Origin of the sequence: Herbiconiux sp., assembly GCF_023264895.1 — a bacterium.
Classification (GTDB): domain Bacteria; phylum Actinomycetota; class Actinomycetes; order Actinomycetales; family Microbacteriaceae; genus Herbiconiux.
Genome location: NZ_JAHFUY010000071.1, coordinates 1 through 24,518, shown reverse-complemented (window position 1 = coordinate 24,518; position 24,518 = coordinate 1). Strand labels below are relative to the sequence as shown.

20 protein-coding genes are annotated in these 24,518 nt (G+C 67.2%); 8 read left to right on the top strand and 12 right to left on the bottom strand.

What is annotated here, in order from left to right; translation table 11 throughout:
- Positions 1-451: 451 nt before the first annotated feature.
- The 9 genes from tyrS to rpoB form a co-directional block, all read right to left on the bottom strand.
- Positions 452-1,762 carry a tyrosine--tRNA ligase gene (gene tyrS / locus Q0D57_RS13565; RefSeq protein WP_291044912.1) on the bottom strand — a complete coding sequence of 437 codons (1,311 nt, stop codon included), beginning with the start codon at positions 1,760-1,762 and terminating at the stop codon, positions 452-454.
- A 49-nt stretch (positions 1,763-1,811) separates the two neighbouring features.
- Positions 1,812-2,021 (bottom strand): Rv0909 family putative TA system antitoxin, encoded by a 210-nt coding sequence (locus tag Q0D57_RS13560; protein WP_291044907.1) that lies wholly within the window; start codon positions 2,019-2,021, stop codon positions 1,812-1,814.
- A gap of 77 nt (positions 2,022-2,098) precedes the next feature.
- The gene (gene tuf / locus Q0D57_RS13555; RefSeq protein ID WP_291044904.1) at positions 2,099-3,292 is read right to left on the bottom strand and encodes an elongation factor Tu; all 1,194 of its coding nucleotides are present in this window, start codon (positions 3,290-3,292) and stop codon (positions 2,099-2,101) included.
- Between the two features lie 115 nt (positions 3,293-3,407).
- A complete protein-coding gene (fusA, locus tag Q0D57_RS13550) occupies positions 3,408-5,522 on the bottom strand; it encodes an elongation factor G (protein ID WP_291044901.1) in 2,115 nt (704 codons plus the stop codon).
- Between the two features lie 46 nt (positions 5,523-5,568).
- Positions 5,569-6,039, bottom strand: coding sequence for a 30S ribosomal protein S7 (rpsG, locus tag Q0D57_RS13545; protein ID WP_259530148.1), 471 nt, complete (start codon positions 6,037-6,039; stop codon positions 5,569-5,571).
- Positions 6,039-6,413, bottom strand: coding sequence for a 30S ribosomal protein S12 (rpsL, locus tag Q0D57_RS13540; protein ID WP_022882694.1), 375 nt, complete (start codon positions 6,411-6,413; stop codon positions 6,039-6,041). The genes rpsG and rpsL overlap by 1 nt, the downstream gene beginning before the upstream one ends.
- A gap of 333 nt (positions 6,414-6,746) precedes the next feature.
- Positions 6,747-7,835: a hypothetical protein gene (locus tag Q0D57_RS13535; RefSeq protein ID WP_291044894.1), complete on the bottom strand. Its 1,089-nt coding sequence runs from the start codon at positions 7,833-7,835 to the stop codon at positions 6,747-6,749.
- Between the two features lie 108 nt (positions 7,836-7,943).
- Positions 7,944-11,822, bottom strand: coding sequence for a DNA-directed RNA polymerase subunit beta' (locus tag Q0D57_RS13530; protein WP_291044890.1), 3,879 nt, complete (start codon positions 11,820-11,822; stop codon positions 7,944-7,946).
- A 42-nt stretch (positions 11,823-11,864) separates the two neighbouring features.
- Positions 11,865-15,353 (bottom strand): DNA-directed RNA polymerase subunit beta, encoded by a 3,489-nt coding sequence (gene rpoB / locus Q0D57_RS13525; RefSeq protein WP_291044887.1) that lies wholly within the window; start codon positions 15,351-15,353, stop codon positions 11,865-11,867.
- 248 nt (positions 15,354-15,601) lie between these two features.
- On the opposite strand from rpoB, the gene Q0D57_RS13520 reads away from it, so the two are divergent.
- The 5 genes from Q0D57_RS13520 (at position 15,602) to Q0D57_RS13500 (ending at position 19,722) form a co-directional block, all read left to right on the top strand.
- Positions 15,602-16,459 (top strand): DUF817 domain-containing protein, encoded by an 858-nt coding sequence (locus Q0D57_RS13520; protein ID WP_291044885.1) that lies wholly within the window; start codon positions 15,602-15,604, stop codon positions 16,457-16,459.
- A gap of 9 nt (positions 16,460-16,468) precedes the next feature.
- On the top strand, positions 16,469-17,365 hold the full coding sequence (locus Q0D57_RS13515; RefSeq protein ID WP_291044881.1) for a fused MFS/spermidine synthase: 897 nt from the start codon (positions 16,469-16,471) through the stop codon (positions 17,363-17,365).
- A 21-nt stretch (positions 17,366-17,386) separates the two neighbouring features.
- The gene (locus Q0D57_RS13510) at positions 17,387-18,580 is read left to right on the top strand and encodes a PQQ-dependent sugar dehydrogenase (protein WP_291044878.1); all 1,194 of its coding nucleotides are present in this window, start codon (positions 17,387-17,389) and stop codon (positions 18,578-18,580) included.
- A 148-nt stretch (positions 18,581-18,728) separates the two neighbouring features.
- The gene (locus Q0D57_RS13505; RefSeq protein ID WP_291044875.1) at positions 18,729-19,217 is read left to right on the top strand and encodes a hypothetical protein; all 489 of its coding nucleotides are present in this window, start codon (positions 18,729-18,731) and stop codon (positions 19,215-19,217) included.
- Positions 19,218-19,230: 13 nt separating this feature from the next.
- The gene (locus Q0D57_RS13500) at positions 19,231-19,722 is read left to right on the top strand and encodes a SprT-like domain-containing protein (protein ID WP_291044872.1); all 492 of its coding nucleotides are present in this window, start codon (positions 19,231-19,233) and stop codon (positions 19,720-19,722) included.
- A gap of 124 nt (positions 19,723-19,846) precedes the next feature.
- On the opposite strand, the gene Q0D57_RS13495 is transcribed toward Q0D57_RS13500, so the two are convergent.
- From Q0D57_RS13495 to Q0D57_RS13485, 3 genes are read right to left on the bottom strand one after another with little or no spacing between them, the layout of a single operon-like run.
- Complete coding sequence (locus Q0D57_RS13495; protein ID WP_291044869.1) at positions 19,847-20,149, bottom strand: DUF427 domain-containing protein; 303 nt, start codon at positions 20,147-20,149, stop codon at positions 19,847-19,849.
- A 34-nt stretch (positions 20,150-20,183) separates the two neighbouring features.
- Entirely contained in the window at positions 20,184-21,176 is a 993-nt protein-coding gene (locus tag Q0D57_RS13490) for a hypothetical protein (RefSeq protein WP_291044868.1), read from the bottom strand.
- A 50-nt stretch (positions 21,177-21,226) separates the two neighbouring features.
- Positions 21,227-21,742 carry a 2-phosphosulfolactate phosphatase gene (locus Q0D57_RS13485; RefSeq protein ID WP_291044863.1) on the bottom strand — a complete coding sequence of 172 codons (516 nt, stop codon included), beginning with the start codon at positions 21,740-21,742 and terminating at the stop codon, positions 21,227-21,229.
- A gap of 28 nt (positions 21,743-21,770) precedes the next feature.
- Between Q0D57_RS13485 and Q0D57_RS13480 the strand changes: the two genes are divergently transcribed.
- The 3 genes from Q0D57_RS13480 to Q0D57_RS13470 form a co-directional block, all read left to right on the top strand.
- Positions 21,771-22,307, top strand: coding sequence for a hypothetical protein (locus Q0D57_RS13480; protein WP_291044860.1), 537 nt, complete (start codon positions 21,771-21,773; stop codon positions 22,305-22,307).
- On the top strand, positions 22,304-22,981 hold the full coding sequence (locus Q0D57_RS13475) for a DUF1684 domain-containing protein (RefSeq protein ID WP_291044857.1): 678 nt from the start codon (positions 22,304-22,306) through the stop codon (positions 22,979-22,981). Before Q0D57_RS13480 ends, Q0D57_RS13475 begins: the two co-directional genes overlap by 4 nt.
- Before the next feature lie 201 nt (positions 22,982-23,182).
- Positions 23,183-24,518 (top strand): DEAD/DEAH box helicase (locus tag Q0D57_RS13470; protein WP_291044853.1); only part of this gene is annotated, 1,336 nt, incomplete at its 3' end.

Here is a 24,518-nt window from a genome sequence, read left to right as displayed (position 1 = left end):
CCAGGATCAAACTCTCCGTAAATGTTTACGCACAAACCAGCAACCGGAATAGGTTCACTGACTTGCAAGTTTGAAACTGACAGAACAAATCATTACTGACTTGCTTTGTTTTGTTTAAATGTTTCCCAAAAGGAATCCGTAGTCAGCCGAAGCTAACCAACGGGTTTTTGGCATTTGACATTGTGCACGCTGTTGAGTTCTCAAGGATCGGACGCACCGGCCCCACCAACCACAGCTGGCGGCCCTCCGGGCAACTTCTCAACCCTACCATTCTCGACCCGAAAGTCAAACCGAAGTTCACCGTGAAGTGAGATTCAGTAGGGGTTTTGGTCTCCGCTTGAGGCCGGTAAGCTCTTCCGCTTTTCCGCACCTGTGGGGTGACGAGGGATTACATTACGCGGGCCTCAGGGGCTGTGCAACTCGCGCTGACGCCCGGGCGTGTCGCCCGGGATCACGCCGATGCGACGAGTCCCGCGAGGGTCTTCTTGCCCCGGCGCAGAACGGCGTGCCGGCCGGACAGGAGCGACTCCCCCACGACGGCAGCATCGCTCTTCACCTTGACGTTGTTGAGGTACACGCCACCCTGGGAGATCGCACGCCGCGCTTCGCTCGAGCTGCCGACCAGACCAGACCCGACGAGCGCCTCGAGGATCGTGGTCTCCGCCGACACCTCGAGGGTCGGGAGCTCCGAGATCGCGGCGGCGAGGGTCGACTCGTCGAGCGAGTCGAGAGCACCCTGCCCGAACAGGGCCGCCGCTGCGGCGATCGCGGCTTCGGTCGCCGCCACCCCGTGCACGAGCGCCGTGACCTCGAAGGCCAGTGTCCGCTGGGCTTCACGGCGGAAGGGCTCCTCGGCCACCGCACGCTCGAGACGCTCGATCTCGCTCCGGCCGAGGAACGTGAAGATCTTAAGCCGGTCGATCACGTCGGCATCATCGGTGTTGAGCCAGAACTGGTAGAAGGCGTAGGGGCTCGTCAGCGCCGGATCGAGCCACACGGCGTTGCCCTCGCTCTTGCCGAACTTCGTGCCGTCGGAGTTCGTGATCAAGGGCGTACCGATGGCGTGCACACTCGCGTGCTCCGCACGATGGATGAGATCGGTGCCACTCGTGAGGTTGCCCCACTGGTCGCTCCCCCCGGTCTGCAGCACGCAGCCGTAGCTCCGGTAGAGCTCGAGGAAGTCCATGCCCTGCAGGATCTGGTAGCTGAACTCGGTGTAGCTGATGCCGGCATCCGAGTTGAGGCGGGCCGAGACGGCATCCTTCTTCAGCATCGTTCCGACCCGGAAGTACTTGCCCACCTCGCGCAGGAAGTCGATCGCCGAGAGGGGTGCGGTCCAGTCGAGGTTGTTCACCATCCTCGCTGCGTTGTCACCCTCGAAGCTCAAGAAGCGCTCGATCTGACCACGGAGGTAGCCGACCCACTCGGCCACCGTCTCGCGTGTGTTCAGGGTGCGCTCAGCCGTCGGGCGCGGATCGCCGATGAGGCCGGTCGACCCGCCTACCAGCCCGAGCGGCCGGTGACCGGCGAGCTGCAGCCGGCGCATCACGAGGATCTGCACCAGGTTGCCCAGGTGGAGACTCGGCGCTGTGGGGTCGAACCCGCAGTAGAACGTGATCGGAGGCCCCGCGAGGAGGGCCTTCAGCGCGTCGGCATCCGTGGAGACGTGCACGAGGCCGCGGTAGTTCAGTTCGTCCCACACGTCGTCGAAGGAGGGATCGTTCTGCTGCGGCGCCACGGCGCTCTTCGGAGTTTCTGACACGAGAATCGAGCCTACCAATCCTCGCGCGAGGGCGACCCCGACGGAGGGGCTACTGGTTGCCGATGTGCTTGTCGGCCTTCGCCTTCGCCTCGTCGATCTTCGCGTCGTGCTTTCCGCCCGTGGCCTTCTTGGCCGCGTTCGCCACGCTGTCGAGGAGCTTGTCGCTGATCTCCTCGGCCTTCTCGCTCTTCAGCGCATCCTGGACCTTGTTGTCCTTGAGGAATGCCTGAGCCTTCTTGGTGATGTCGTCGATAGCCATGACTCCATCGTGGCCCCTCGCCCGGGTACGCGAAAGGGCCGCGCCCGAAGGCACGGCCCTTTGCTAGGTGACTCTTGTTACTTGTTGATCTTGGTGACGGTACCGGCACCGACGGTGCGGCCACCCTCACGGATCGCGAAGCCGAGGCCCTCCTCCATCGCGATCGGCTGGATCAGCGCGACCGAGATGTCGGTGGTGTCGCCGGGCATGACCATCTCGGTGCCCTCGGGCAGCGTGATGACGCCGGTGACGTCGGTGGTGCGGAAGTAGAACTGCGGGCGGTAGTTCGTGTAGAAGGGGTTGTGACGCCCACCCTCATCCTTCGACAGGATGTACGCGGTGCCCTCGAAGTCGGTGTGCGGCGTGACCGAACCCGGCTTGACGACGACCTGTCCGCGCTCCACGTCCTCGCGCTTGGTGCCGCGGAGGAGCAGACCACAGTTCTCGCCGGCCCAGGCCTCGTCGAGCTGCTTGTGGAACATCTCGATACCCGTGACCGTGGTCTTCTGCGTCGGGCGGATGCCGACGATCTCGACCTCGGAGTTGATGGCCAGGGTGCCACGCTCGGCGCGGCCCGTGACGACGGTTCCACGACCGGTGATCGTGAAGACGTCCTCGACGGGCATGAGGAACGGCTTGTCCTTGTCGCGGATCGGGTCCGGGATGGACTCGTCGACGGCGTTCATCAGCTCGACGATCGACTCGACCCACTTCTCGTCGCCCTCGAGAGCCTTGAGGCCCGAGACGCGGACGACGGGTGCGTTGTCGCCATCGAAGTTCTGGCTCGAGAGCAGCTCGCGGACCTCGAGCTCGACGAGCTCCAGGATCTCCTCGTCGTCGACCATGTCCGACTTGTTCAGAGCCACCATGAGGTACGGCACGCCGACCTGCTTGGCGAGCAGCACGTGCTCACGGGTCTGAGCCATCGGGCCGTCAGTGGCGGCGACCACGAGGATCGCGCCGTCCATCTGAGCCGCACCGGTGATCATGTTCTTGATGTAGTCGGCGTGGCCGGGGGCGTCGACGTGAGCGTAGTGACGCTTGGGCGTCTCGTACTCGACGTGCGAGATGTTGATCGTGATGCCGCGCTGGCGCTCCTCAGGAGCGGAGTCGATCGACGCGAAGTCGCGCTGAACGTTGGTCGCCGACGGGTACTTGTCCGCCAGGACCTTCGAGATGGCAGCGGTAAGAGTGGTCTTACCGTGGTCAACGTGACCGATCGTTCCGATGTTGACGTGCGGCTTGGTCCGCTCGAACTTGGCCTTAGCCACTAGGTCCTCCTCAGGACTCTCATGCCGGGATCTCGGATGCTGGATTGCATCCGGGAGCCAAGCGGGGGTTTGTTGATATTTTACGCGAACCTACGAGGCCCGCAGAACTCGGGCGCTACTCGCCCTTGTTCTTCTGGATGATCTCGTCGGCCACAGCCTTCGGGACCTCGGCGTAGCTCTCGAAGGTCATCGAGTACACCGCACGACCGGAGGTCTTCGACCGGAGGTCGCCGATGTAGCCGAACATCTCCGACAGCGGGACGTTGGCGCGCACGACCTTGACACCCTGCGCGTCCTCCATCGACTGGATCTGACCACGACGGGAGTTCAGGTCGCCGATGACGTCGCCCATGTACTCCTCGGGAGTACGGACCTCGACGGCCATGAGCGGCTCGAGCAGCACGGGGCTGGCCTTGCGAGCAGCCTCCTTGAACGCCATGGAGCCGGCGATCTTGAACGCCATCTCCGAGGAGTCGACGTCGTGCGACGCGCCGTCGAGGAGGGTCGCCTTGACGCCCACCATCGGGTAGCCGGCGAGCACGCCGACCTGCAGCGCATCCTGGATTCCGGCGTCGACCGAAGGGATGTACTCGCGCGGCACGCGGCCACCGGTGACCTTGTTCTCGAACTCGTAGACCGTCTCCGCGGTGACCTCGAGGGGCGCGATGGCGATCTGGATCTTCGCGAACTGGCCGGATCCACCGGTCTGCTTCTTGTGCGTGTAGTCGTGACGCTCGACGGTCTTGCGGATCGTCTCGCGGTAGGCCACCTGGGGCTTTCCGACGTTCGCCTCGACGTTGAACTCGCGCTTCATGCGGTCGACCAGGATGTCGAGGTGGAGCTCGCCCATTCCCTTGATGACCGTCTGACCGGTCTCCTGGTTCTGCTCCGTGCGGAAGGTCGGGTCCTCCTCAGCGAGCTTCTGGATGGCGACACCCAGCTTCTCCTGGTCGGCCTTGGTCTTCGGCTCGATCGCGACCTCGATCACGGGCTCCGGGAACGTCATCGACTCGAGGACGATCTGGTTCGACGGGTCCGACAGGGTGTCACCGGTGGTGGTGTCCTTCAGGCCGATGACCGCATAGATGTGGCCCGCGGTGACCGAGTCGACCGGGTTCTCCTTGTTGGAGTGCATCTGGAAGATCTTGCCGATGCGCTCCTTCTTGCCCTTGGTCGAGTTCATGACCTGTCCGCCGGAGTCGAGGTGACCCGAGTACACGCGGATGTAGGTGAGACGACCGAAGAACGGGTGCACGGCGACCTTGAACGCGAGGGCCGCGAACGGGTCCTTCGGGTCGGGGTGGCGCTCCACGACCTTCTCCTCGTCGCGGATGTCGTGACCTTCGGTCGCGGGCACATCCAGCGGGGAGGGGAGGTAGTCGACGACCGCGTCGAGCATCGGCTGCACGCCGCGGTTCTTGAACGCGGAGCCGCACAGCACGGGGTAGATCTCGCTGTTCACGGTGAGCTTGCGGATGGCGCCCTTGATCTCGGGGATCGTGAGCTCCTCACCACCGAAGAACTTCTCGAGCAGCGTGTCGTCGGTCTCGGCGACGGTCTCGAGGAGGAGCTGACGGTACTCGTCGGCCTTCTCCTTGAGGTCGGCCGGGATCTCCTCGATCTCGTACTTGGCACCCATCTGCACGTCACCCTTGGAGTCTCCGCGCCAGGTGAGCGCACGCATCTCGACCAGGTCGACGACGCCCTCGAAGGAGGACTCCGCACCGATCGGGAGCTGGAGGACCAGCGGCTTGGCGCCGAGGCGGTTGATGATGGTGTCGACCGTGAAGTAGAAGTCGGCGCCCAGCTTGTCCATCTTGTTGACGAAGCAGATGCGGGGCACGTTGTACTTGTCGGCCTGACGCCACACCGTCTCGGACTGGGGCTCGACGCCCTCCTTGCCGTCGAACACGGCGACCGCGCCGTCGAGCACGCGGAGCGAACGCTCCACCTCGACGGTGAAGTCGACGTGACCGGGGGTGTCGATGATGTTGATCTGGTTCTTGTTCCAGAAACAGGTCGTCGCAGCGGAGGTGATCGTGATGCCACGCTCCTGCTCCTGCGCCATCCAGTCCATCGTGGCAGCGCCGTCGTGGACCTCACCGATCTTGTGCGTGATACCCGTGTAGAACAGGATGCGCTCGGTCGTGGTGGTCTTGCCGGCATCGATGTGCGCCATGATGCCGATGTTGCGGACCTTGTTCAGGTCGGTGAGCACGTCCTGTGCCACGGATTTCCTCCGAAAGGTAAGGGTGGGAAAGAGGGGGGTCGAACGACTACCAGCGGTAGTGCGCGAACGCCTTGTTCGACTCGGCCATCTTGTGGGTGTCTTCGCGACGCTTGACCGCGGCGCCCAGACCGTTCGACGCGTCGAGGATCTCGTTGGTGAGACGCTCGGTCATCGTCTTCTCGCGGCGGGCCTTCGCGTAGGTGGTGAGCCAGCGGAGTGCGAGGGTGTTGGCGCGGTGAGGCTTGACCTCGATCGGCACCTGGTAGGTCGAGCCACCGACGCGGCGGCTGCGGACCTCGAGGGTCGGGCGCACGTTGTCGAGAGCCTTCTTCAGGGTGACGACGGCGTCCTGGCTGTTCTTGGCGGAGACGCCTTCGAGAGCGTCGTACACGATGCGCTCAGCGGTGGCCTTCTTGCCATCGAGGAGGATCTTGTTGACGAGCTGGCTGACGATCTGCGCGCCGTAGACCGGATCGGCGACAACGGGACGCTTCGGGGCGGGACCCTTGCGAGGCATTACTTCTTCTCCATCTTCGCGCCGTACCGGCTGCGAGCCTGCTTGCGGTTCTTCACGGCCTGCGTGTCGAGCGCGCCGCGGATGATCTTGTAGCGAACGCCGGGGAGGTCTTTCACACGACCGCCGCGAACGAGCACCATCGAGTGCTCCTGCAGGTTGTGGCCCTCACCGGGGATGTAGGCGGTGACCTCGGTGCCGTTGGACAGCTTGACGCGGGCGACCTTGCGAAGCGCGGAGTTCGGCTTCTTGGGGGTGGTGGTGTACACACGGGTGCACACGCCGCGCTGCTGGGGGTTGGCCTTGAGGGCGGGCGCCTTGGTCTTGACGACCTTCGGGGTGCGACCCTTGCGGACCAACTGCTGAATGGTTGGCACTACTTACTCCTTGTATTCATAACGCTCGGTGTTGAAATCTCTGCCGGCTGCGCTCTGCGCGCATCCGTTCGTTCACGCCCTCGCACCACCATCTCTGGCGTGTCGAGTTCGTCTGGACCCACCGGCGGTACAAAATGGCTCTGGTATCGCTGGCTGGTGGAGCAGTGGGAACTGTCGTTCTGCTTCGCTCTAAAATTGGGCATGCGAATTCGCACACACCCGGAAAAGAATAGCTGGTAGACCCAGAAGGGTCAAATGCGGGTGCCCATCCCAGTCGCCCGTGAGCTGTCAGCTATGGGCTGTGAGCTCGGCGGCAGTCGGGACTAGAGGATCTTACCAGGTCGTGCTGGGCGCTGCGCCCTCGCGCTGGGAGTCCGTCGTGGCGTCGGCCCGGCTGCGCTCGAACTCCTCGCGCTCGGCGACGTTCTTCGCCTTCAGACGGCGGCCACGGAACGCGATCCAGGCGCCGGTCCAGATGGCGGCCTCGCGTGCGATGATCGCGCCGGCGAGGGTGAGCGGATCCATCGTGAGCGAGCGCACGAAGTCGTACTGCTCCTGGGGCTGCCAGTTCCACGCGTTGACGTGGATGAGCGCTCCGGCGATGCCCGCCACGTACACCAGCACCGCCACGAGGACGCCGCCGAGCACGTAGGCCCACCAGCCGGCCCGATTCACGATCAGGACGATGAGCACGAGGGCGATGGCGAAGACGACGACCGGCACGATGAAGGCGGCGCTCAGCAGGAACGACGTGAAGGCCGAGACGGCCGCGGCACCGGCGAGGTTGGCGGCGATGATGAGGAAGGCGACGCCGGCGTACACGACGGCGAAGACGGCCGTGCCGGCGAGGGCGATGAGGGAGCCGACGCCTCGATTGCCGCGAGGGCGGGGCGGCTGCGGGGCGAGCGGCTGCGGCGCCTGCTGGTAGGGGGCGTAGCCGGGCTGCGGCTCGGACGCGGCGGCGGGGGCTGCGACAGCGGCGGCGGCGGGCGCGGGAGCGAAGGCCGCGGCCGGGTACGGGGTGCGCACGTCGGCGTCCCGCGGTTCTGCCGGCTCGGACGACGTGACGTAGGGGCCGCCGGAAGGCTGCCGCTCGTACGCGGCCGTCGCCTGCTCCGCGACGGGCGCACCGTGCTCCCTGACCACGTACGGGCCGCCCAGCGGCTCACGCGTGGCGGTCTCGGCATCCGGAGCCGTGGTGGGCTCCCTCTCGTCGACCGACGGCTCGGCGGCCGGGGTCGCCGCAGCCGTGGGCATCTGGATCGGATCGGGGATCGGGATGGGCGACGCCGGCGTGTGGTCGGCGGGGGCCTGCCAGGCCGGGATCTCGGGCATGGGGGGCGGGACGGACGCCGATGAAGCCGCAGCGGCGTCATCCTGGGGGAATTCCGGCTGCTCGTCGGGTCGATCCTCGGTGCTCATGGCGAAACCTTAGCAACGGCGGGACCGCAACCGAGGGATGCGCGCCGAGACGGCGGAAGGCCCCCCACCTGAACGGTGGAGGGCCTTCCGGGTCACGCGGATGCCTGCTTAGTTGTAGGTGCCCGGCGTGTAGTCGTCGCTCGAGAAGCTGTCGAAGTCGACGAACGAGAGGTCCGCCTCCGAGAACACCGAGTCATCTGTGAAGATGCGGTTCGGGTAGCGCTCGGCCTTGGCCTCTTCGGTCGCCTCGACGGTGACGTTGCGGTACTTCTGGAGACCGGTTCCGGCCGGGATCAGCTTTCCGATGATCACGTTCTCCTTCAGTCCCACCAGCGGGTCGGACTTGCCCTCCATGGCGGCCTGCGTGAGAACACGCGTGGTCTCCTGGAACGACGCGGCCGACAGCCACGACTCGGTCGCGAGCGAGGCCTTGGTGATTCCCATGACCTCCTGGCGAGCCGATGCGGGGCGCTTGCCCTCGGCGACCGCAGCGCGGTTCACCTCGGTGTAGCGCGACCGGTCGACGAGCTCACCCGGCAGCAGGTCGGTGTCGCTGTGCTCCACGACGGTGACCTTGCGCAGCATCTGGCGCACGATGACCTCGATGTGCTTGTCGTGGATCGGCACGCCCTGCGAACGGTAGACGCCCTGCACACCGCCCACGAGGTGCTTCTGCACCTCGCGAACGCCCTTGACGCGAAGGACTTCCTTCGGGTCGACGGCGCCGACGATGAGCTGCTGACCGAGCTCCACGTGCTGCCCGTCCTCGATGAGGAGGGTCGCACGCTTCAGCACCGGGTAGGCGATCGGCTCGTCGCCGTTGTCGGGCGTGAGGATCACCTTGCGGCTGCGGTCGGTGTCTTCGATGGTGACGCGACCGGCGGCCTCGACGATGGGCGACGCACCCTTGGGGGTGCGGGCCTCGAAGAGCTCCTGCACGCGGGGAAGACCCTGCGTGATGTCGTCGGCCGAAGCCGATCCACCGGTGTGGAAGGTGCGCATCGTGAGCTGCGTGCCGGGCTCGCCGATCGACTGGGCCGCGATGATGCCGACGGCCTCTCCGATGTCGACGAGGTTGCCGGTGGCCAGCGACCGGCCGTAGCAGGTCGCGCAGACACCAACGGCGGACTCGCAGGTGAGGACCGAGCGCACCTTGATGGTGCGGACGCCCGCAGCGACGAGCTTGTCGATCAGCACGTCTCCGACGTCGTCTCCGGCCTCGGCCACGACCTCGCCCTTCTCGTTGACCGCGTCAGCGGCCAGCGAGCGGGCGTAGACCGAGTTCTCGACGTTGTCGTCGCGAGTCCAGACGCCGTCGGCGCCCTCGTTCGCGATCGGCAGGTCGAGACCGCGCGAGGTGCCGCAGTCGGGCTCGCGGATGATGACATCCTGCGAGACGTCCACGAGACGACGCGTGAGGTAGCCCGAGTCGGCCGTACGCAGAGCGGTGTCGGCGAGACCCTTTCGAGCACCGTGGGTGGCGATGAAGTACTCCGCCACCGACAGTCCCTCACGGTACGAGGAGATGATCGGGCGAGGGATGATCTCACCCTTCGGGTTGTTCACGAGGCCTCGCATACCGGCGATGTTGCGCACCTGCAGCCAGTTACCACGTGCACCCGAGGTGACCATGCGGTTGATCGTGTTGTCGACCGGGAAGTTTGCGCGCATGGCTGCGGCGACCTCGTCGGTGGCCTTCGTCCAGATCTGGATGAGCTCCTGACGACGCTCGAGGTCGGTCGTCAGACCCTTCTCGAACTGGCCCTGCACCTTGGCGGCCTGCTTCTCGTAGCCCTGGACGATCTCCCGCTTGTTCGGCGGGGTCAGGATGTCGGAGAGAGCCACGGTCACACCGGAGCGCGTGGCCCAGTAGAAGCCCGCGTCCTTGATGCGGTCGAGCGATGCAGCGACCTCCACCTTGGGGTACCGCTCCGCGAGGTCGTTGACGATCGCGGAGATGGCGCCCTTGTCGGCGACCTGCTGCATGTACGGGTAGTCCGCCGGCAGCGCCTCGTTGAACAGCGCGCGACCGAGCGTGGTCTCGATGATCACGGGACCGCCCTCGTAGCCCTCGGGAGCCGCGCCCTCGGCGAAGTGGACATCCGACATGCGGATCTTCACGACGGCGTTGAGGTCGAGCGAACCCTGATCCTTGGCGAGGATCGCCTCGGAGACCGAGGAGAACGCACGGCCTTCGCCGATCGCACCCTCCTTGATGGTCGTGAGGTGGTGCAGACCGATGATCATGTCCTGCGTGGGCAGGGTGACCGGACGGCCGTCGGAGGGCTTCAGGATGTTGTTCGACGCGAGCATCAGGATGCGCGCCTCGGCCTGGGCCTCGACCGACAGCGGGAGGTGGACGGCCATCTGGTCACCGTCGAAGTCCGCGTTGAACGCGGCGCAGACGAGCGGGTGCAGCTGGATCGCCTTGCCCTCCACGAGCTGGGGCTCGAAGGCCTGGATGCCGAGACGGTGCAGCGTAGGCGCACGGTTCAGCAGCACGGGGCGCTCGCGGATGATCTCCTCGAGCACGTCCCACACCTGCGGACGGCTGCGCTCGACCATGCGCTTCGCGGCCTTGATGTTCTGAGCGTGGCTCAGGTCGATCAGGCGCTTGATCACGAACGGCTTGAAGAGCTCCAGGGCCATCTGCTTGGGCAGACCGCACTGGTGCAGCTTCAGCTGCGGGCCGACGATGATGACCGAACGGCCCGAGTAGTCGACGCGCTTGCCGAGCAGGTTCTGGCGGAAACGACCCTGCTTTCCCTTGAGCATGTCGCTCAGGGACTTCAGGGCGCGGTTGCCGGTACCGGTGACGGGGCGACCACGGCGGCCGTTGTCGAACAGGGCGTCGACGGCCTCCTGCAGCATCCGCTTCTCGTTGTTGACGATGATCTCGGGGGCACCGAGGTCGAGCAGTCGACGGAGACGGTTGTTGCGGTTGATCACACGACGGTAGAGGTCGTTGAGGTCGGAGGTCGCGAAGCGGCCACCGTCGAGCTGCACCATCGGGCGGAGCTCCGGCGGGATGACCGGCACCACGTCGAGCACCATCGCGGCCGGCGAGTTGCCGGTGGCGAGGAAGGAGCTCACGACGCGGAGTCGCTTGATCGCACGGATCTTCTTCTGGCCCTTGCCCTCGGAGATCTGGAGGCGCAGGTTCTCGCCCTCGGTCTCCAGGTCGAAGGCCTCGAGGCGCTTCTTGATGGCCTCGGCGCCCATGTAGGCCTCGAAGTACATCCCGTAGCGGTCCTGCAGCTCGTGGAAGATCGCGTCCTCGGGCTTCAGCTCGCCCACCTTGAGGTTGCGGAAGTCCTCCCAGACGCGCTCGAGCTGGGAGATCTGGTCGTCGTAGGCCTTGCGGGTCTGCGACATCTCCTTCTCGGCGCCATCCTTCGTGCGGCGCTTCTGGTCGGCCTTGGCGCCCTCGTTCTCGAGCTCGGCGAGGTCGGTCTCGAGGCGCGACAGGCGGTCGGCGATGCGGGCGTCACGCTGGTCGGCGAGGGTCTTGATCTCGAGCCGCAGCTCGTTCTCCAGCCCGGGCATGTCCTCGTGACGGCCGTCCTCGTCGACCGAGATGATCATGTACGCGGCGAAGTAGATGACCTTCTCGAGGTCCTTCGGCGCCATGTCGAGCAGGTAGCCGAGGCGGCTGGGCACACCCTTGAAGTACCAGATGTGCGTGACCGGGGCGGCGAGCTCGATGTGGCCCATGCGCTCGCGGCGCACCGACGACTTCGTGACCTCGACACCGCAGCGCTCGCAGACGATGCCCTTGAAGCGCACCCGCTTGTACTTGCCGCAGGAACACTCCCAGTCACGGCTCGGCCCGAAGATCTGCTCTCCGAAGAGGCCGTCCTTCTCGGGCTTCAGCGTGCGGTAGTTGATGGTCTCGGGCTTCTTGACCTCACCGTGCGACCACTTGCGGATGTCGTCGGCCGTTGCGAGGCCGATCCGCAGCTCATCAAAAGTTGTTACGTCGAGCAATTTTCCTTCTCTCCTGGAAAAAGTCTTCTAGTGGTTGCCGGCTCAGATGTCGTCGATGGACGACGACTCGAAGCGGCTGGAGATGTTGATGCCGAGCTCTTCGGCGGCACGGAAGACCTCGTCGTCCGTGTCGCGGAGGCTGACCGCGGTGCCATCGGCCGAGAGCACCTCGACGTTCAGGCAGAGCGACTGCATCTCCTTGATGAGCACCTTGAAGCTCTCGGGGATGCCGGGCTCCTGGATGTTCTCGCCCTTGACGATGGCCTCGTACACCTTGACGCGGCCGAGGATGTCATCGGACTTGATGGTCAGGAGCTCCTGCAGGGCGTAGGCGGCACCGTATGCCTCGAGCGCCCACACCTCCATCTCACCGAATCGCTGTCCACCGAACTGCGCCTTACCACCCAGCGGCTGCTGCGTGATCATCGAGTACGGGCCCGTGGAGCGGGCGTGGATCTTGTCGTCGACGAGGTGGTGCAGCTTCAGGATGTACATGTAGCCGACCGAGACGGGCTCCGGGTACGGCTCGCCGGAGCGGCCGTCGAAGAGCTGCGTCTTGCCCGAGGAGCCGATCAGGCGCTCGCCGTCACGCGTGAGCGTGGTGGAGTCGAGCAGACCCGCGATCTCCTCCTCGGACGCGCCGTCGAACACCGGGGTCGCGACCTTGGTGCCGGGAGCAGCGGAACGCGCCTGCTCGGGCAGGTTCGCGGCCCACTTCGGCTTGCCGTCGACCTCCCAGCCCTGCTTCGCGATCCACCCGAGGTGGGTCTCGAGCACCTGGCCGAAGTTCATGCGGCCGGGGATGCCCATCGGGTTGAGGACGATGTCGACCGGAGTTCCGTCGGCGAGGAACGGCATGTCCTCGACCGGGAGGATCTTCGAGATGACGCCCTTGTTGCCGTGACGGCCGGCGAGCTTGTCACCCGCGGTGATCTTGCGCTTCTGGGCGATGTAGACGACCACGCGCTGGTTGACGCCCGAGCCGAGCTCGTCGTCGTTCTCCGCGGAGAACTCCTTGACGGCGATGATCGTGCCCTCTTCACCGTGAGGCACCTTGAGGCTCGTGTCACGGACCTCGCGGGACTTCTCGTTGAAGATCGCGCGCAGCAGGCGCTCCTCGGCCGAGAGCTCGGTCTCGCCCTTGGGCGTGACCTTTCCGACCAGGATGTCGCCGGGGCGGACCTCGGCTCCGATGCGGATGATGCCGCGCTCGTCGAGGTCGGCCAGCAGCTCCGGGCTCACGTTGGGGAGGTCACGGGTGATCTCCTCCTTGCCGAGCTTGGTGTCGCGGGCATCGACCTCGTACTCCTCGATGTGGATCGAGGAGAGCACGTCGTCCTTCACCAGGTTCTGGCTGAGGATGATCGCGTCTTCGAAGTTGTGACCCTCCCACGGCATGAACGCCACGAGGAGGTTCTTGCCGAGTGCGAGCTCGCCGTTCTCGGTGGCCGGGCCGTCTGCGATGACCTGACCCACCTCGATCCGCTCGCCCTCGGAGACGATGACGCGGTTGTTGTACGACGTGCCCTGGTTGGAGCGGTCGAACTTGCGCAGGTAGTAGGTCTCGGTTCCAGCGTCGTCGAGGAGGACGGTGACCGAATCGGCCGAGACCTCCTGCACGACACCGGCGCCGTTCGCGGTGACCACGTCACCGGCGTCGATGGCCGCGAAGCCCTCCATGCCGGTTCCGACCAGCGGCGACTCCGAGCGGAGCAGCGGCACGGCCTGACGCTGCATGTTGGCGCCCATGAGCGCGCGGTTCGCATCGTCGTGCTCGAGGAAGGGGATGAGGGAGGTCGCGACCGACACCATCTGGCGCGGCGAGACATCCATGTAGCCGATGTCCTCCTTCGGGAAGAGGTCGACCTCGCCGCCCTTCTTGCGGGCGAGCACGCGGGCCTCGGCGAAGGTCGCCTCGGCCGTCAGCGGCGCGTTGGCCTGGGCGACGATGTACTCGTCCTCCTCCGACGCGGTGAGGTAGTCGATGTTCTCCGTGACCACGCCGTCGACGACGCGACGGTACGGGGTCTCGATGAAGCCGAACGAGTTGATCCGCGCGAACGAGGCGAGCGAACCGATGAGGCCAATGTTCGGGCCTTCCGGGGTCTCGATCGGGCACATGCGGCCGTAGTGGCTGGGGTGCACGTCTCGCACCTCGACGCCGGCGCGCTCACGGGACAGACCACCCGGGCCCAGCGCGGAGAGGCGACGCTTGTGCGTCAGGCCCGCGAGGGGGTTGTTCTGGTCCATGAACTGCGACAGCTGGCTCGTTCCGAAGAACTCCTTGATCGCGGCGACGACGGGGCGCACGTTGATCAGGGTCTGCGGGGTGATCGCCTCGATGTCCTGCGTGGTCATGCGCTCGCGGACGACGCGCTCCATGCGGGACAGACCGGTGCGGACCTGGTTCTGGATGAGCTCGCCGACCGCACGGATGCGGCGGTTGCCGAAGTGGTCGATGTCGTCGACGTCGAGACGGATCTCGACCTTCTTGCCGTCGCGCACTCCGGGGAGCACGGTCTGGTTGTCGTGCAGGGCCACCAGGTACTTGATCGTGGCGATGATGTCCTGGTTGGTGAGCACCGAGTCGGACAGCGGCGCGTCCATACCGAGCTTGCGGTTGATCTTGTAACGACCCACCTTCGCCAGGTCGTAGCGCTTGGAGTTGAAGTAGAAGTTGTCCAGCAGGGCGCGGGCAGCCTCGGCGGCGACCTGCTCGCCCGGGCGGAGCTTGCGGTAGATGTCCTTCAGGGCCTCTTCCTTGGTGAGGATCGAGTCCTTCTCCAGGGTGGCCTCGATCGACGCGTAGCCCTTGAACTCCTCGAGGATCTCCTCGCTGGTGAGGCCGAGGGCCTTCAGGAACACGGTGACCGACTGCTTGCGCTTGCGGTCGATGCGGACGCCGACCTGGTCGCGCTTGTCGATCTCGAACTCGAGCCAGGCACCGCGGCTCGGGATGATGCGAGCGGAGTAGATGTCCTTGTCGGAGGTCTTCTCGGGGGTGCGGTCGAAGTAGACGCCGGGGCTCCGGACGAGCTGCGACACGACGACGCGCTCGGTGCCGTTGATGATGAACGTTCCGCGCTCGGTCATGAGCGGGAAGTCGCCCATGAAGACCGTCTGGGTCTTGATCTCACCGGTCTGGTGGTTCATGAACTCGGCCTCGACGTAGAGGGGAGCCGCGTAGGTCTTGCCGCGCTCCTTGCACTCGTCGATGGTGTACTTCTCGGGCTCGAGGAACGGGCTCGTGAAGCTGAGCTGCATGGTCTCGCCGAGGTCTTCGATCGGAGAGATCTCCTCGAAGATCTCATCGAGACCCGAGTTGTTGGGCAGGTCCTGACGACCGGCCTTCTTCGCTTCCGCGACGCGTGCCTTCCACACGTCGTTTCCGACCAGCCAGTCGAAGCTCTCGGTCTGCAGAGCGAGCAGATCCGGAACGGTCAGGGTGTCGGTGATCTTGGCGAACGAGAGCCGCGATGCGGCCCGACCGTTCTTGGGTGAAGTGGTGGTTGCGTTGCGCGCAGCAGCCAAGGAAATAACCTCCGTGGACCCCGTCGGGCCTTGTGTTACTTACGGTCGATGTGGTGTCGAGAACTCCGCAGATTTGGTCTGAACCCGCAATATGGTTCTAGAGTGTTGCTGGCGTGGAACGCACAGCTGCCGACCACAATATGAAGGCATGGTTGTTCTGGGAGCGCAAAGAACAACTATAGGCCCATCCGACACGCCTGTCCAGTCGAATCCTTGACCGGTTTCCTTTTCTCAGGTATAACCGCGGAATGAGCGATGTCGAGCGGGGCCTCGAGTCGCGATGGCGGCGGATCCTCGCCGCCACCCCCACCCGCGGGCCCGTCTCCTGGCTCGTGGAGTTCCTCGCCTTCGGGCTCAAGCAGGCGTGGGCCTGCGTGTTCGGCGGTGCGCTCCTCGCCGTGATCTTCGCCGCCCGGCTCTGGTACCCGGACGACGCCGCGCTCGCCCGCAACGACTTCCTCACCCTGGCGGCCGTCGGCATCCAGATCGTGATGATCGCGACCAGGCTCGAGACGTTCCGCGAACTGCGGGTGATCGTGCTCTTCCACATCGTGGGGACGGTGATGGAGATCTTCAAGACCGACGTGGGGTCGTGGATGTACGAGGGCGAGGGCCTCCTCCGGATCGCGGGCGTGCCGCTGTTCAGCGGGTTCATGTACGCCGCCGTCGGGTCGTACCTCGTGCGCGTGTACCGGTTGTTCGACCTGCGGTTCACGCGGTATCCGCCGGTGTGGGCGACCGCGATCCTCGCCGCCGTCATCTACGCGAACTTCTTCACCCACCACTTCATCTGGGATCTGCGGTGGGTTCTGCTCGGCGCGGTGGTCGTGCTCTTCGCGCGCACCTGGATGCACTTCCGCGTCTTCCGCCGCACGCTCAGGATGCCCGTGCTCCTGGCGTTCCTGCTGGTGGCGCTCTTCATCTGGTTCGCCGAGAACATCGCGACCTTCTCAGAGGCTTGGAGCTACCCCGACCAGATGGCGGGCTGGCAGCTCGTGTCGATCTCGAAGCTCGGATCGTGGTTCCTGCTCATGATCATCTCGGTGGTGCTCGTGACGTGGGTCTACCCGCCCCGGCGACCGGATGCCGCCACGCGGCCCGGGTAGGGTCGACGGATGGCACGAGGACGGGACAGGCGCGGGGACCCGGTCGAGCATCCGTCGACCCGGCTCGAGGACGGACTGCTGGCGACCATCGAGGAGGACCGGTTCCGGCCGGGCTCGCAGGTGCTCATCGTCGACGGCACGCCGCAGTCGCACGTGGACCTCGAGGACCCGACCTACCTGTCGTTCGAGTACGTGCGGCGGATCGGGCACGGGATCGATCTCGTGGGCACCCCGGGCTCGCCCATCACCGCGGTGCACCTCGGCGGCGGCGCGTTCACGCTCCCGCGCTACGTGGAGGCCACCCGGCCGGGATCGCGGCAGCAGGTGGTGGAGATCGACAGCTCGCTCGTGTCGTTCGTGCGGACGCACCTGCCGCTGCCGCGCGGGAGCATCCGGGTGCGGCACGGCGATGCACGAGAGGTTCTCTCGAAGTTCCCGCCCGGCATGCAGGGCGCCGTCGACGTCGTGGTGGTGGACGTGTTCGCCGGAGCGCGGACGCCCGCGCACGTCACGAGCGCGGAGTTCTACCGGGAGGTGGCCGCGCTCCTCGTGCCCACGGGGATCGTGGCCGTGAACGTGGCCGACGGCGCGGGCCTCGCGTTCGCGCGGAGCCAGGCGGCGACGCTCTCGCACGTCTTCGCCGACGTCGCCCTCGCGGTCGACCCGCAGATGCTGAAGGCCCGCCGGTTCGGCAACGTCGTGGCCTTCGCCTCGGCATCTCCCTTGCCGTTCGATACCCTGCCGCGGCTGCTCGCGGGCGACCCGGTGGCCGCGAAGGTCGTGACCGGACGGGAGCTCGAGAACTTCATCGCCGGGGCCCCCGTGTCCACCGACCAGACCTCGACGCCCTCGCCCGCACCCGCTCGGAGCATTTTCCAGGTAGACCGGAAGAGACTGGACGAGTAGTCGACAGCATCGGAGGCCCGGATGACCAGGACGAGCGCACGCACGCGACGGGGTCTCGGGGCGCTGGTGGGGGCATCCGTCACCGCTCTCGTGCTGGGGGCGTGCAGTGGGGAGGTGGCGGCTCCGACCATGACCGCCTCGGTCGCTCCTTCTTCTTCTCCGTCTGCTGCTCCTTCTCCGTCTGCTTCTCCGTCTGCTTCGGCGGTGCCGACTCCTGCCGCCGAGGATCTCGGGCCTCTCGTGCCCTCCGGTGACCCGGTCGCGGTGGTGGGCGGGCTGCAGGCGCCGTGGTCGATCGCGCAGCTCGCCGACGGATCGGTGTTCGTGAGCGAGCGCGACACCGCGCGCATCCTCGAGGTGAGCAGTGGGACCGCGACCCCGATCGCGACCGTGCCCGATGTGGCGGCGGCGGGCGAGGGCGGGCTGATGGGGATCGCCGCGCTCGAGACGCCGGCCGGGACCTACCTCTACGCCCAGCACACCACCGGTGGCGACAACCGGGTGGTGCGGATGCCGCTCTCCGGCACCGCCGGCGCCCGCACGGTGGGCGCGGTCGAGCCCGTGCTGACCGGGCTGCCGCGCGCCTCGAACCACAACGGCGGCCGGATCGCGTTCGGGCCCGACGGCATGCTCTACATCACGGCCGGCGACGCGAGCGTGCCGACGGATGCGCAGTCGCTCGACTCGCTGGGCGGCAAGATCCTGCGGGTCGCGCCCGACGGGTCGGTGCCGGCCGACAACCCGTTCCCCGGCTCGCCCATCTGGTCCGTGGGGCACCGGAACCCTCAGGGCATCGCGTGGGCGGCGGACGGCACGATGTGGGCGGCCGAGTTCGGTCAGGACACCTGGGACGAGATCAACGTCATCACGCCCGGCGGCAACTACGGCTGGCCCGTGGTGGAGGGGATCGGCTCGGACCCCGCCTTCGCGAACCCCGTGCAGCAGTGGGACACCGACGACGCCTCGCCGTCCGGCATCGCCGTGGTCGGCGACACGGTGTTCATGGCGGGGCTCGGTGGCGAGCGGCTGTGGACGATCGGGTTCGACGGCGCCGCCCGGGAGTGGTACCAGGGCGGGCAGCTCGGGCGGGTGCGGGACGTCGTGCGCGGTCCGGGCTCGTCGGTGTACCTGCTCACGAACAACACCGACGGGCGCGGGACGCCGCGGGACGGCGACGACGTGCTGTACCAGGTCGGGCTGGTCCCGGCGGGGTGAGCCGTCTGGTCCTGCACAGGCTGTCGCTCGCCGCTGGTTTCACGACCTGCCGCTGTCTGCCGCGCGCATCCGGAGCGCTCTGGGTATCGTGAGGGCACGGGAAACCACGCACCTGGAGCACGAACTGAGCATCATCACGGGCTATGACATGACCACCCTTCGCGAGAAGGTCGATGCGCGCGCGGCGAGCGAGCGACTCGACGAGCTCGGGAAGCTCCGCAGCCTGTCGGCGCTCAACGAGAAGGTGGTGCTGCTGCGCCTGCTCGAGCGGCTCGACGAGGCCTTCACGATCGCCAACGAGGCCGTGCGTCAGGCGCGCTTCTCGGGTGACCGGGAGCTCGCGCTCGGTGCGCGCATCCGCCGCGCCCAGGTGCAGCAGTACCAGGGCAAGTACCCGGCCGCTCTGCAGGAGCTCGGGCTCTGCGTCGAGGAGGCGCAGACGCACGAGTGGGGCGCCCTCGAGGCGATCGCGACGCTCGCGCGGGGCAAGGTGCAGTTCGAGACGAAGGACTACGAGGCCGCCCTCGTCGACTTCAAGGCCGCCGTGTTCCTGATGGAGAAGCAGGGCGCATCGCTCGACCAGCTCGAGAGCTCGCTCGTGGCCGTCGCCGTGACCGAGTCGCTGATGTCGGCCTGAGGCTCGTCGACGCATGGCTGATCTCGCGCGGGTGACGCGGTGGGCGGATGCGCTCATCGCGCTGCACCTCGACCCGTCGGTGTGGAGCTTCGGCTTCGACAACGCCAAGACCCGGGCCGGGCAGTGCAACTACACGGCGCACCGGATCACCGTGTCGCGCTACCTGGCGGCGCGGTACGACGACGACGAGATCCACCAGATCCTGCTGCACGAGGTGGCGCACGCGCTCGCCGGATCGGCGGCGGGGCACGGGGCACGGTGGGTGGCCATCGCCCGCGAGATCGGCTACGAGGGCTCGCGGCTGCACGACGGCACGCGGGCCGACGAGCTCGCGCCGTGGATCGGGCGCTGCCCCGCCGGGCACGAGTTCTACCGGCACCGGCGGCCGAAGTCGCGGCTGTCGTGCAGCCTGTGCGCTCGGGGGTTCAGCTCGGCGCACCTGATCGAGTGGGCGCGGCGGGACGTCTCGGCGGTGCGGCGGGACACGCTCGCGCAGTCGCGCTGAGGGGTGTCGGCATACCGAGGCCCTCGGGTCTCGACGAGGCTCTCGGACCATCGACTTGACAGAAGTCGCGCCTTAGAACGCCGACTTGGCACGTCTTGTGTCAAGTCGGCGGGTGGGCGGCAGGTCAGTCGGTGACCTGGACCTCTTTCCAGAAGGCGACGTAGTTGCTGAAGTCCTTGCCCACGCGGTCGAAGGCCGTGGGGTAGGGGGTGGGGTAGCTCCACGCGCGGTCCTTCAGGGACTCGTCGCCGTCCTTGACGTCGAAGTACTGGCACTCGCCCTTCCACGGGCAGGTGTAGGGAGTGGGGCTCTTCTCGAGGAACTCCGACTTCACGCTCGAGGGCGGGAAGTACCAGTTGCCCTCGATCGCGATCAGGTCTTCCTTGGGTGCTTCGGCGATGACGGTGCCGTTTAGAACTGCCTTCATGTGGTGACCTCCTGTGTCGAGACCACGCTACGCCTCACTGCCACTGCAACGAGGCACCCCACAGGTCATTCACCCAGACGTGGCCCGCACCGTCGAGTGCGATGGACGTGCGGGATCCGTCCAGGCGGCTGAAGTGCACGGCACCCGCCGCATCGAGGGTGCCGAAGCCGTACTCCGGGTCGATGAAGGAGAGCTCGACCTCACCATCGCCTGCGAGATCGCCGCCGACCAGGTCGATCGGACGGACGGGGATGGGGCCGCCGGTAGCGAAGGGGTGGACCGTCACGGTGCCGTCGGGGGCTATCTCGGTGAACTCACTCGCGCCATCGATCCACATCGAGCCGCTCGCTCCCGCCGTGATGTGCTCGCCCGCGGTCGCGCCGACACCCAGGTCGGAGAAGGTGCCGGTGCGAAGGTCGTACGCGCCGAGCCGATCCGAGCCGGTGCGTGTGTAGAAGAGGCGACCGTCCGGAGCGGTGGCGACCGACAGGATCCGCTCGTCACGCGGTTCGGGCAGGAACAGGAGGTGACCGGTGCCGTCGACCCGCACGAGCTTGGTGTCGAAGGGATCGCCGAACCAGATCGCACCGTCGGAGCCGAGAGCCAGAGACGACGGGGTGTACGCGACGCCGGTGAGCGGATGCGAGGTGACGGTTCCGGAGGAGGGTTCGAGGCGGTTGATGGTGTGGCTGCGGAGATCCGTGAACCAGATCGCTCCGTCGGGCGTGCCGACGATGCCGAGCACCCAGCTGGCGGGATCGATCGGGAACGCGGTCTGCGCCCGGCTGCCGGAGTCGACGCGGACGAGGTCGTGGCTGTTGCCGTCGTGATACCAGACGTCGCCCGCGATATCGGTGGCCATCTGGTCGGCCATTCCCCCTGTCGAGGCGAGCGGGAGGTCGTGCCAGAGCGAGGGGACGCCCGGTGGCGAGAGCTCGATCGCCTCCGCCGTGGTGGCGGCGCCGAGGGCGAAGGAGGCCAGGAGGGGGGCGAAGGCCGCGACGGCGAGGAGGGTTCTGAAGCGCATCGCGACAGCACATCACGAAGCGGCGGGTGGGGGTGATGAGTAGTTGATGCTCAGGGGGCGGGGTCCAGGCGGGTGGCGGCGTGGAGGGCGGCCGTGCGGCCGGCGGCGGTCCAGGCGCGGCCTGCGGGCGAGGCCGAGACGAGGTGGGCGAGGGCGCCGCGGAGGCCCGTGAAGGCGGCGCAGGCGGAGGCGGCCTCCGGGGAGGAGAAGTCGAGGCCGAGGTCGGCCAGGGCGTCGACGACCGCGCCGGCCGCGAGGAAGTCCTCGACGGCGAAGCGGCCGTCCGGCGCCGCGGGGGTGACGATGTCGACCGGGAGGCGGTCGCCCTTCCGCGCCTGGGCGTCGAGAACGGCGCGTGCGGTGGCGGAGCGGTTCGTGAAGCCGGCCCGGAGCATCCGCTCGTTCAGGAGAGGACCTCCGTCGACGTCGTCGGGAAGTGCGTCGACGAGGACGACGCACTCGGCGAGCGCCGCCAGCTGCTCGAGGGCGGCCGCCGGCATCCCCACGTGCAGGCGCACCTGATAGGAGGACTGGGCGACGGCTGCGGCGTCGGGCTCGGTGGGCATCCGTCGATTTTACGAGCACACTGGGGGGATGCGCGTGCTGCTGAAGCTGATCCTCGACTGCGACCCCGATGCGGCCTGGCGGGCGATCCGGAGCCCTGCGGTGTTCCGGGAGGTGTCGAGTCCGCTCGTGGAGATCGAGTCGCTCGCGGCCGACGGGTTCCCGAGCGTGTGGGAGCCGGGGCAGCATCCGGTGTCGATGCGCGGCGGCGGCGTGATCCCGATGGGCAAGCAGATCATCAGGCTCGACTTCGAGACCCGGCAGCGGGGCGAGGTGCGGATCGTGCACGACTCCGGGCAGGGCGTGACGGGTGCCGTGAGCACCATCAAGCTCTGGGACCACAAGATGGCTGTCGCCCCCGACCCCGCCGGAACCGGCAGGACGCTCTACCGCGACCAGCTCGTGGTGGGCGCCGGGCTCCTGACCCCGTTCGCCTGGTACAGCCTGTGGTCGTTCTGGCAGTTCCGGGGGCACAAGCTGCAGAAGCTCGCGCCGACCTGGGCGTACGACCCGCCCGTGCCGGATGCCGCCGAGACCGACACCGATCAGACGGAGGCGGCCGCGTGAGCGCCTCGGCCATCACCGCACTCGAGACGGCCGACTGGCGGCTGCGCGTGTTCGAGATCTATGAGGAGGTGCGCCGCCGCAGCGCCACCGGCGACGTGGCCGCCGCCCACGAGCACTGGCGACTCGAGCGCGACCGGCTCTTCGCCGGGCACGCCGCCTCTCCCCTCCTTCCCGACGACCGCGCGGCCTTCGCCGGCCTCCCCGTGGCCGAGTACGACGCCGCCTGGCGATTCGAGGTGTCGATCGAGCCCGTGGCCGACGACGACCCGCGACCCCGGCGGTTCGACTTCGAGACCGGCACCGACGGCGTCGTGCCGTTCGAGCTGCTCGGTGAGGCGCGGATCGACGGAGTGGGCGCACTCGACGTGTGGCGCCTGGCCTCCTACGGCGGCGGCCTCTTCGTTCCCGTGAAGGACGGCCGGGCCGGAAAGCCCGGCGGCACCTACGGCGGCGGGCGCTACCTCGTGGACACGATCAAGGGCGCCCACCTCAACGACACGCTCGATGCCCACGGAGGCAGCGCCTCGGGTGCGCACCTCGTGCTCGACTTCAACTTCGCCTACAACCCGTCGTGCGCCTACGACCCCGCCTGGGCCTGCCCGCTCGCCCAGCCCGGCAATCGTGTGGCGGGGGAAATACCCGTCGGCGAGGCCTACTCCGGCATCGTGCACTAGACTGAAGTTACTCGAGGGCTCGAATGCGAGCCCCGTGCGTCGAAAGAACGCTCCCTCTTCTCGTGGATGCGGCACCGGTTGCCACTCCATTTGCAGATACTTCTTGCGGCGAACGGATGCACCGTCGGTGCGTTCGCTGACATTCCGAGTGGGCTTCGCGTGAGACGTGCCCATCGGACAGATGCCTGAAAGGCACATCGCTTGTCCAACACTCCTTCCTCCTTCGGCGCGCTCGGCGTGCCCGCTCCCCTCGTGACCGCCCTCACGGCGGCCGGCATCACGGAGCCCTTCCCCATCCAGGTCGACACCCTGCCCGACACCCTGAACGGCCGCGACGTGCTCGGCCGGGGCAAGACCGGCTCCGGCAAGACCCTGGCCTTCTCCATCCCGATGGTCGCCCGCCTCGCCGGCGCCCTCTCCGGCGGCAAGCGCCGCCCCGGCCGCCCCGTCGGCCTCATCCTCGCCCCGACCCGCGAGCTCGCGACCCAGATCGATGCCGTCATCGCGCCGCTGGCCAAGGCCTACGGCATGACGACGACCACGATCTTCGGCGGCGTCTCGCAGGGCCGTCAGGTGACCGCGCTCAAGGCCGGCGTCGACATCGTCGTGGCCTGCCCGGGCCGCCTCGAGGACCTCATGAAGCAGGGCTTCGTGAGCCTCGACGCCGTGGAGATCACCGTGCTCGACGAGGCCGACCACATGGCTGACCTCGGCTTCCTGCCCGTCGTCACGCGCATCCTCGACAAGACCCCCTCGACCGGTCAGCGACTGCTTTTCTCGGCCACGCTCGACAACGGCGTGGACAAGCTCGTGCGGAAGTTCCTCCACAACGAGGTGCTGCACTCGGTCGACGAGGCCAACTCCCCCGTGGCCGCCATGACCCACCACGTGTTCGAGACCGAGTCGGTCGAGTCCAAGCGGGTCCTCGTGGAGAAGCTCGCTTCAGGCACCGGACGCCGCATCCTCTTCATGCGCACCAAGCACCACGCCAAGAAGCTCGCGAAGCAGCTCACCGAGGCGGGCATCCCCTCCGTCGACCTTCACGGCAACCTCTCGCAGGTGGCCCGCGACCGCAACCTCGCCGCGTTCAGCGCCGGCGACGTCAAGGTGCTCGTGGCGACGGATGTCGCGGCGCGCGGCGTGCACGTCGACGACATCGAGCTCGTCATCCACGTCGACCCGCCGGCCGAGCACAAGGCGTACCTGCACCGTTCGGGCCGCACCGCGCGCGCCGGATCCGCCGGCGATGTCGTGACGATCATGCTGCCCGCGCAACGCAAGGACGTGAAGGACCTCCTCCGTAAGGCCGCGATCACCGTGACACCCGAGGTCGTGACGGCCGACTCCGCGTCGGTCAACGCGCTCACCGGCGACGTGGCGGCGTACGTGAAGCCGGCCCCCCGCACCACGAACCAGCTGCCGGCCTCCGGCCAGCGACGCACGGGCAACGACGGAACCCGCAGCGCGGGTTCGCAGGGCGCCAACGCCCAGCGCAAGCGCGCTCGCCGCGACGGCGAGGGTGTCGGCGCCGGTGCGG

What these genes read in the sequence shown, in the direction of transcription:
- Q0D57_RS13510 (WP_291044878.1), top strand. Translation starts at nt 17,387, where the DNA reads ATGACCAGGACGAGCGCACGCACGCGACGGGGTCTCGGGGCGCTGGTG.
- Q0D57_RS13490 (WP_291044868.1), bottom strand. Translation starts at nt 21,176, where the DNA reads ATGCGCTTCAGAACCCTCCTCGCCGTCGCGGCCTTCGCCCCCCTCCTG.
- Q0D57_RS13560 (WP_291044907.1), bottom strand. Translation starts at nt 2,021, where the DNA reads ATGGCTATCGACGACATCACCAAGAAGGCTCAGGCATTCCTCAAGGAC.
- Q0D57_RS13515 (WP_291044881.1), top strand. Translation starts at nt 16,469, where the DNA reads ATGGCACGAGGACGGGACAGGCGCGGGGACCCGGTCGAGCATCCGTCG.
- Q0D57_RS13520 (WP_291044885.1), top strand. Translation starts at nt 15,602, where the DNA reads ATGAGCGATGTCGAGCGGGGCCTCGAGTCGCGATGGCGGCGGATCCTC.
- Q0D57_RS13535 (WP_291044894.1), bottom strand. Translation starts at nt 7,835, where the DNA reads ATGAGCACCGAGGATCGACCCGACGAGCAGCCGGAATTCCCCCAGGAT.
- Q0D57_RS13500 (WP_291044872.1), top strand. Translation starts at nt 19,231, where the DNA reads ATGGCTGATCTCGCGCGGGTGACGCGGTGGGCGGATGCGCTCATCGCG.
- Q0D57_RS13505 (WP_291044875.1), top strand. Translation starts at nt 18,729, where the DNA reads ATGACCACCCTTCGCGAGAAGGTCGATGCGCGCGCGGCGAGCGAGCGA.
- Q0D57_RS13485 (WP_291044863.1), bottom strand. Translation starts at nt 21,742, where the DNA reads ATGCCCACCGAGCCCGACGCCGCAGCCGTCGCCCAGTCCTCCTATCAG.
- Q0D57_RS13495 (WP_291044869.1), bottom strand. Translation starts at nt 20,149, where the DNA reads ATGAAGGCAGTTCTAAACGGCACCGTCATCGCCGAAGCACCCAAGGAA.
- rpsG (WP_259530148.1), bottom strand. Translation starts at nt 6,039, where the DNA reads ATGCCTCGCAAGGGTCCCGCCCCGAAGCGTCCCGTTGTCGCCGATCCG.
- Q0D57_RS13480 (WP_291044860.1), top strand. Translation starts at nt 21,771, where the DNA reads ATGCGCGTGCTGCTGAAGCTGATCCTCGACTGCGACCCCGATGCGGCC.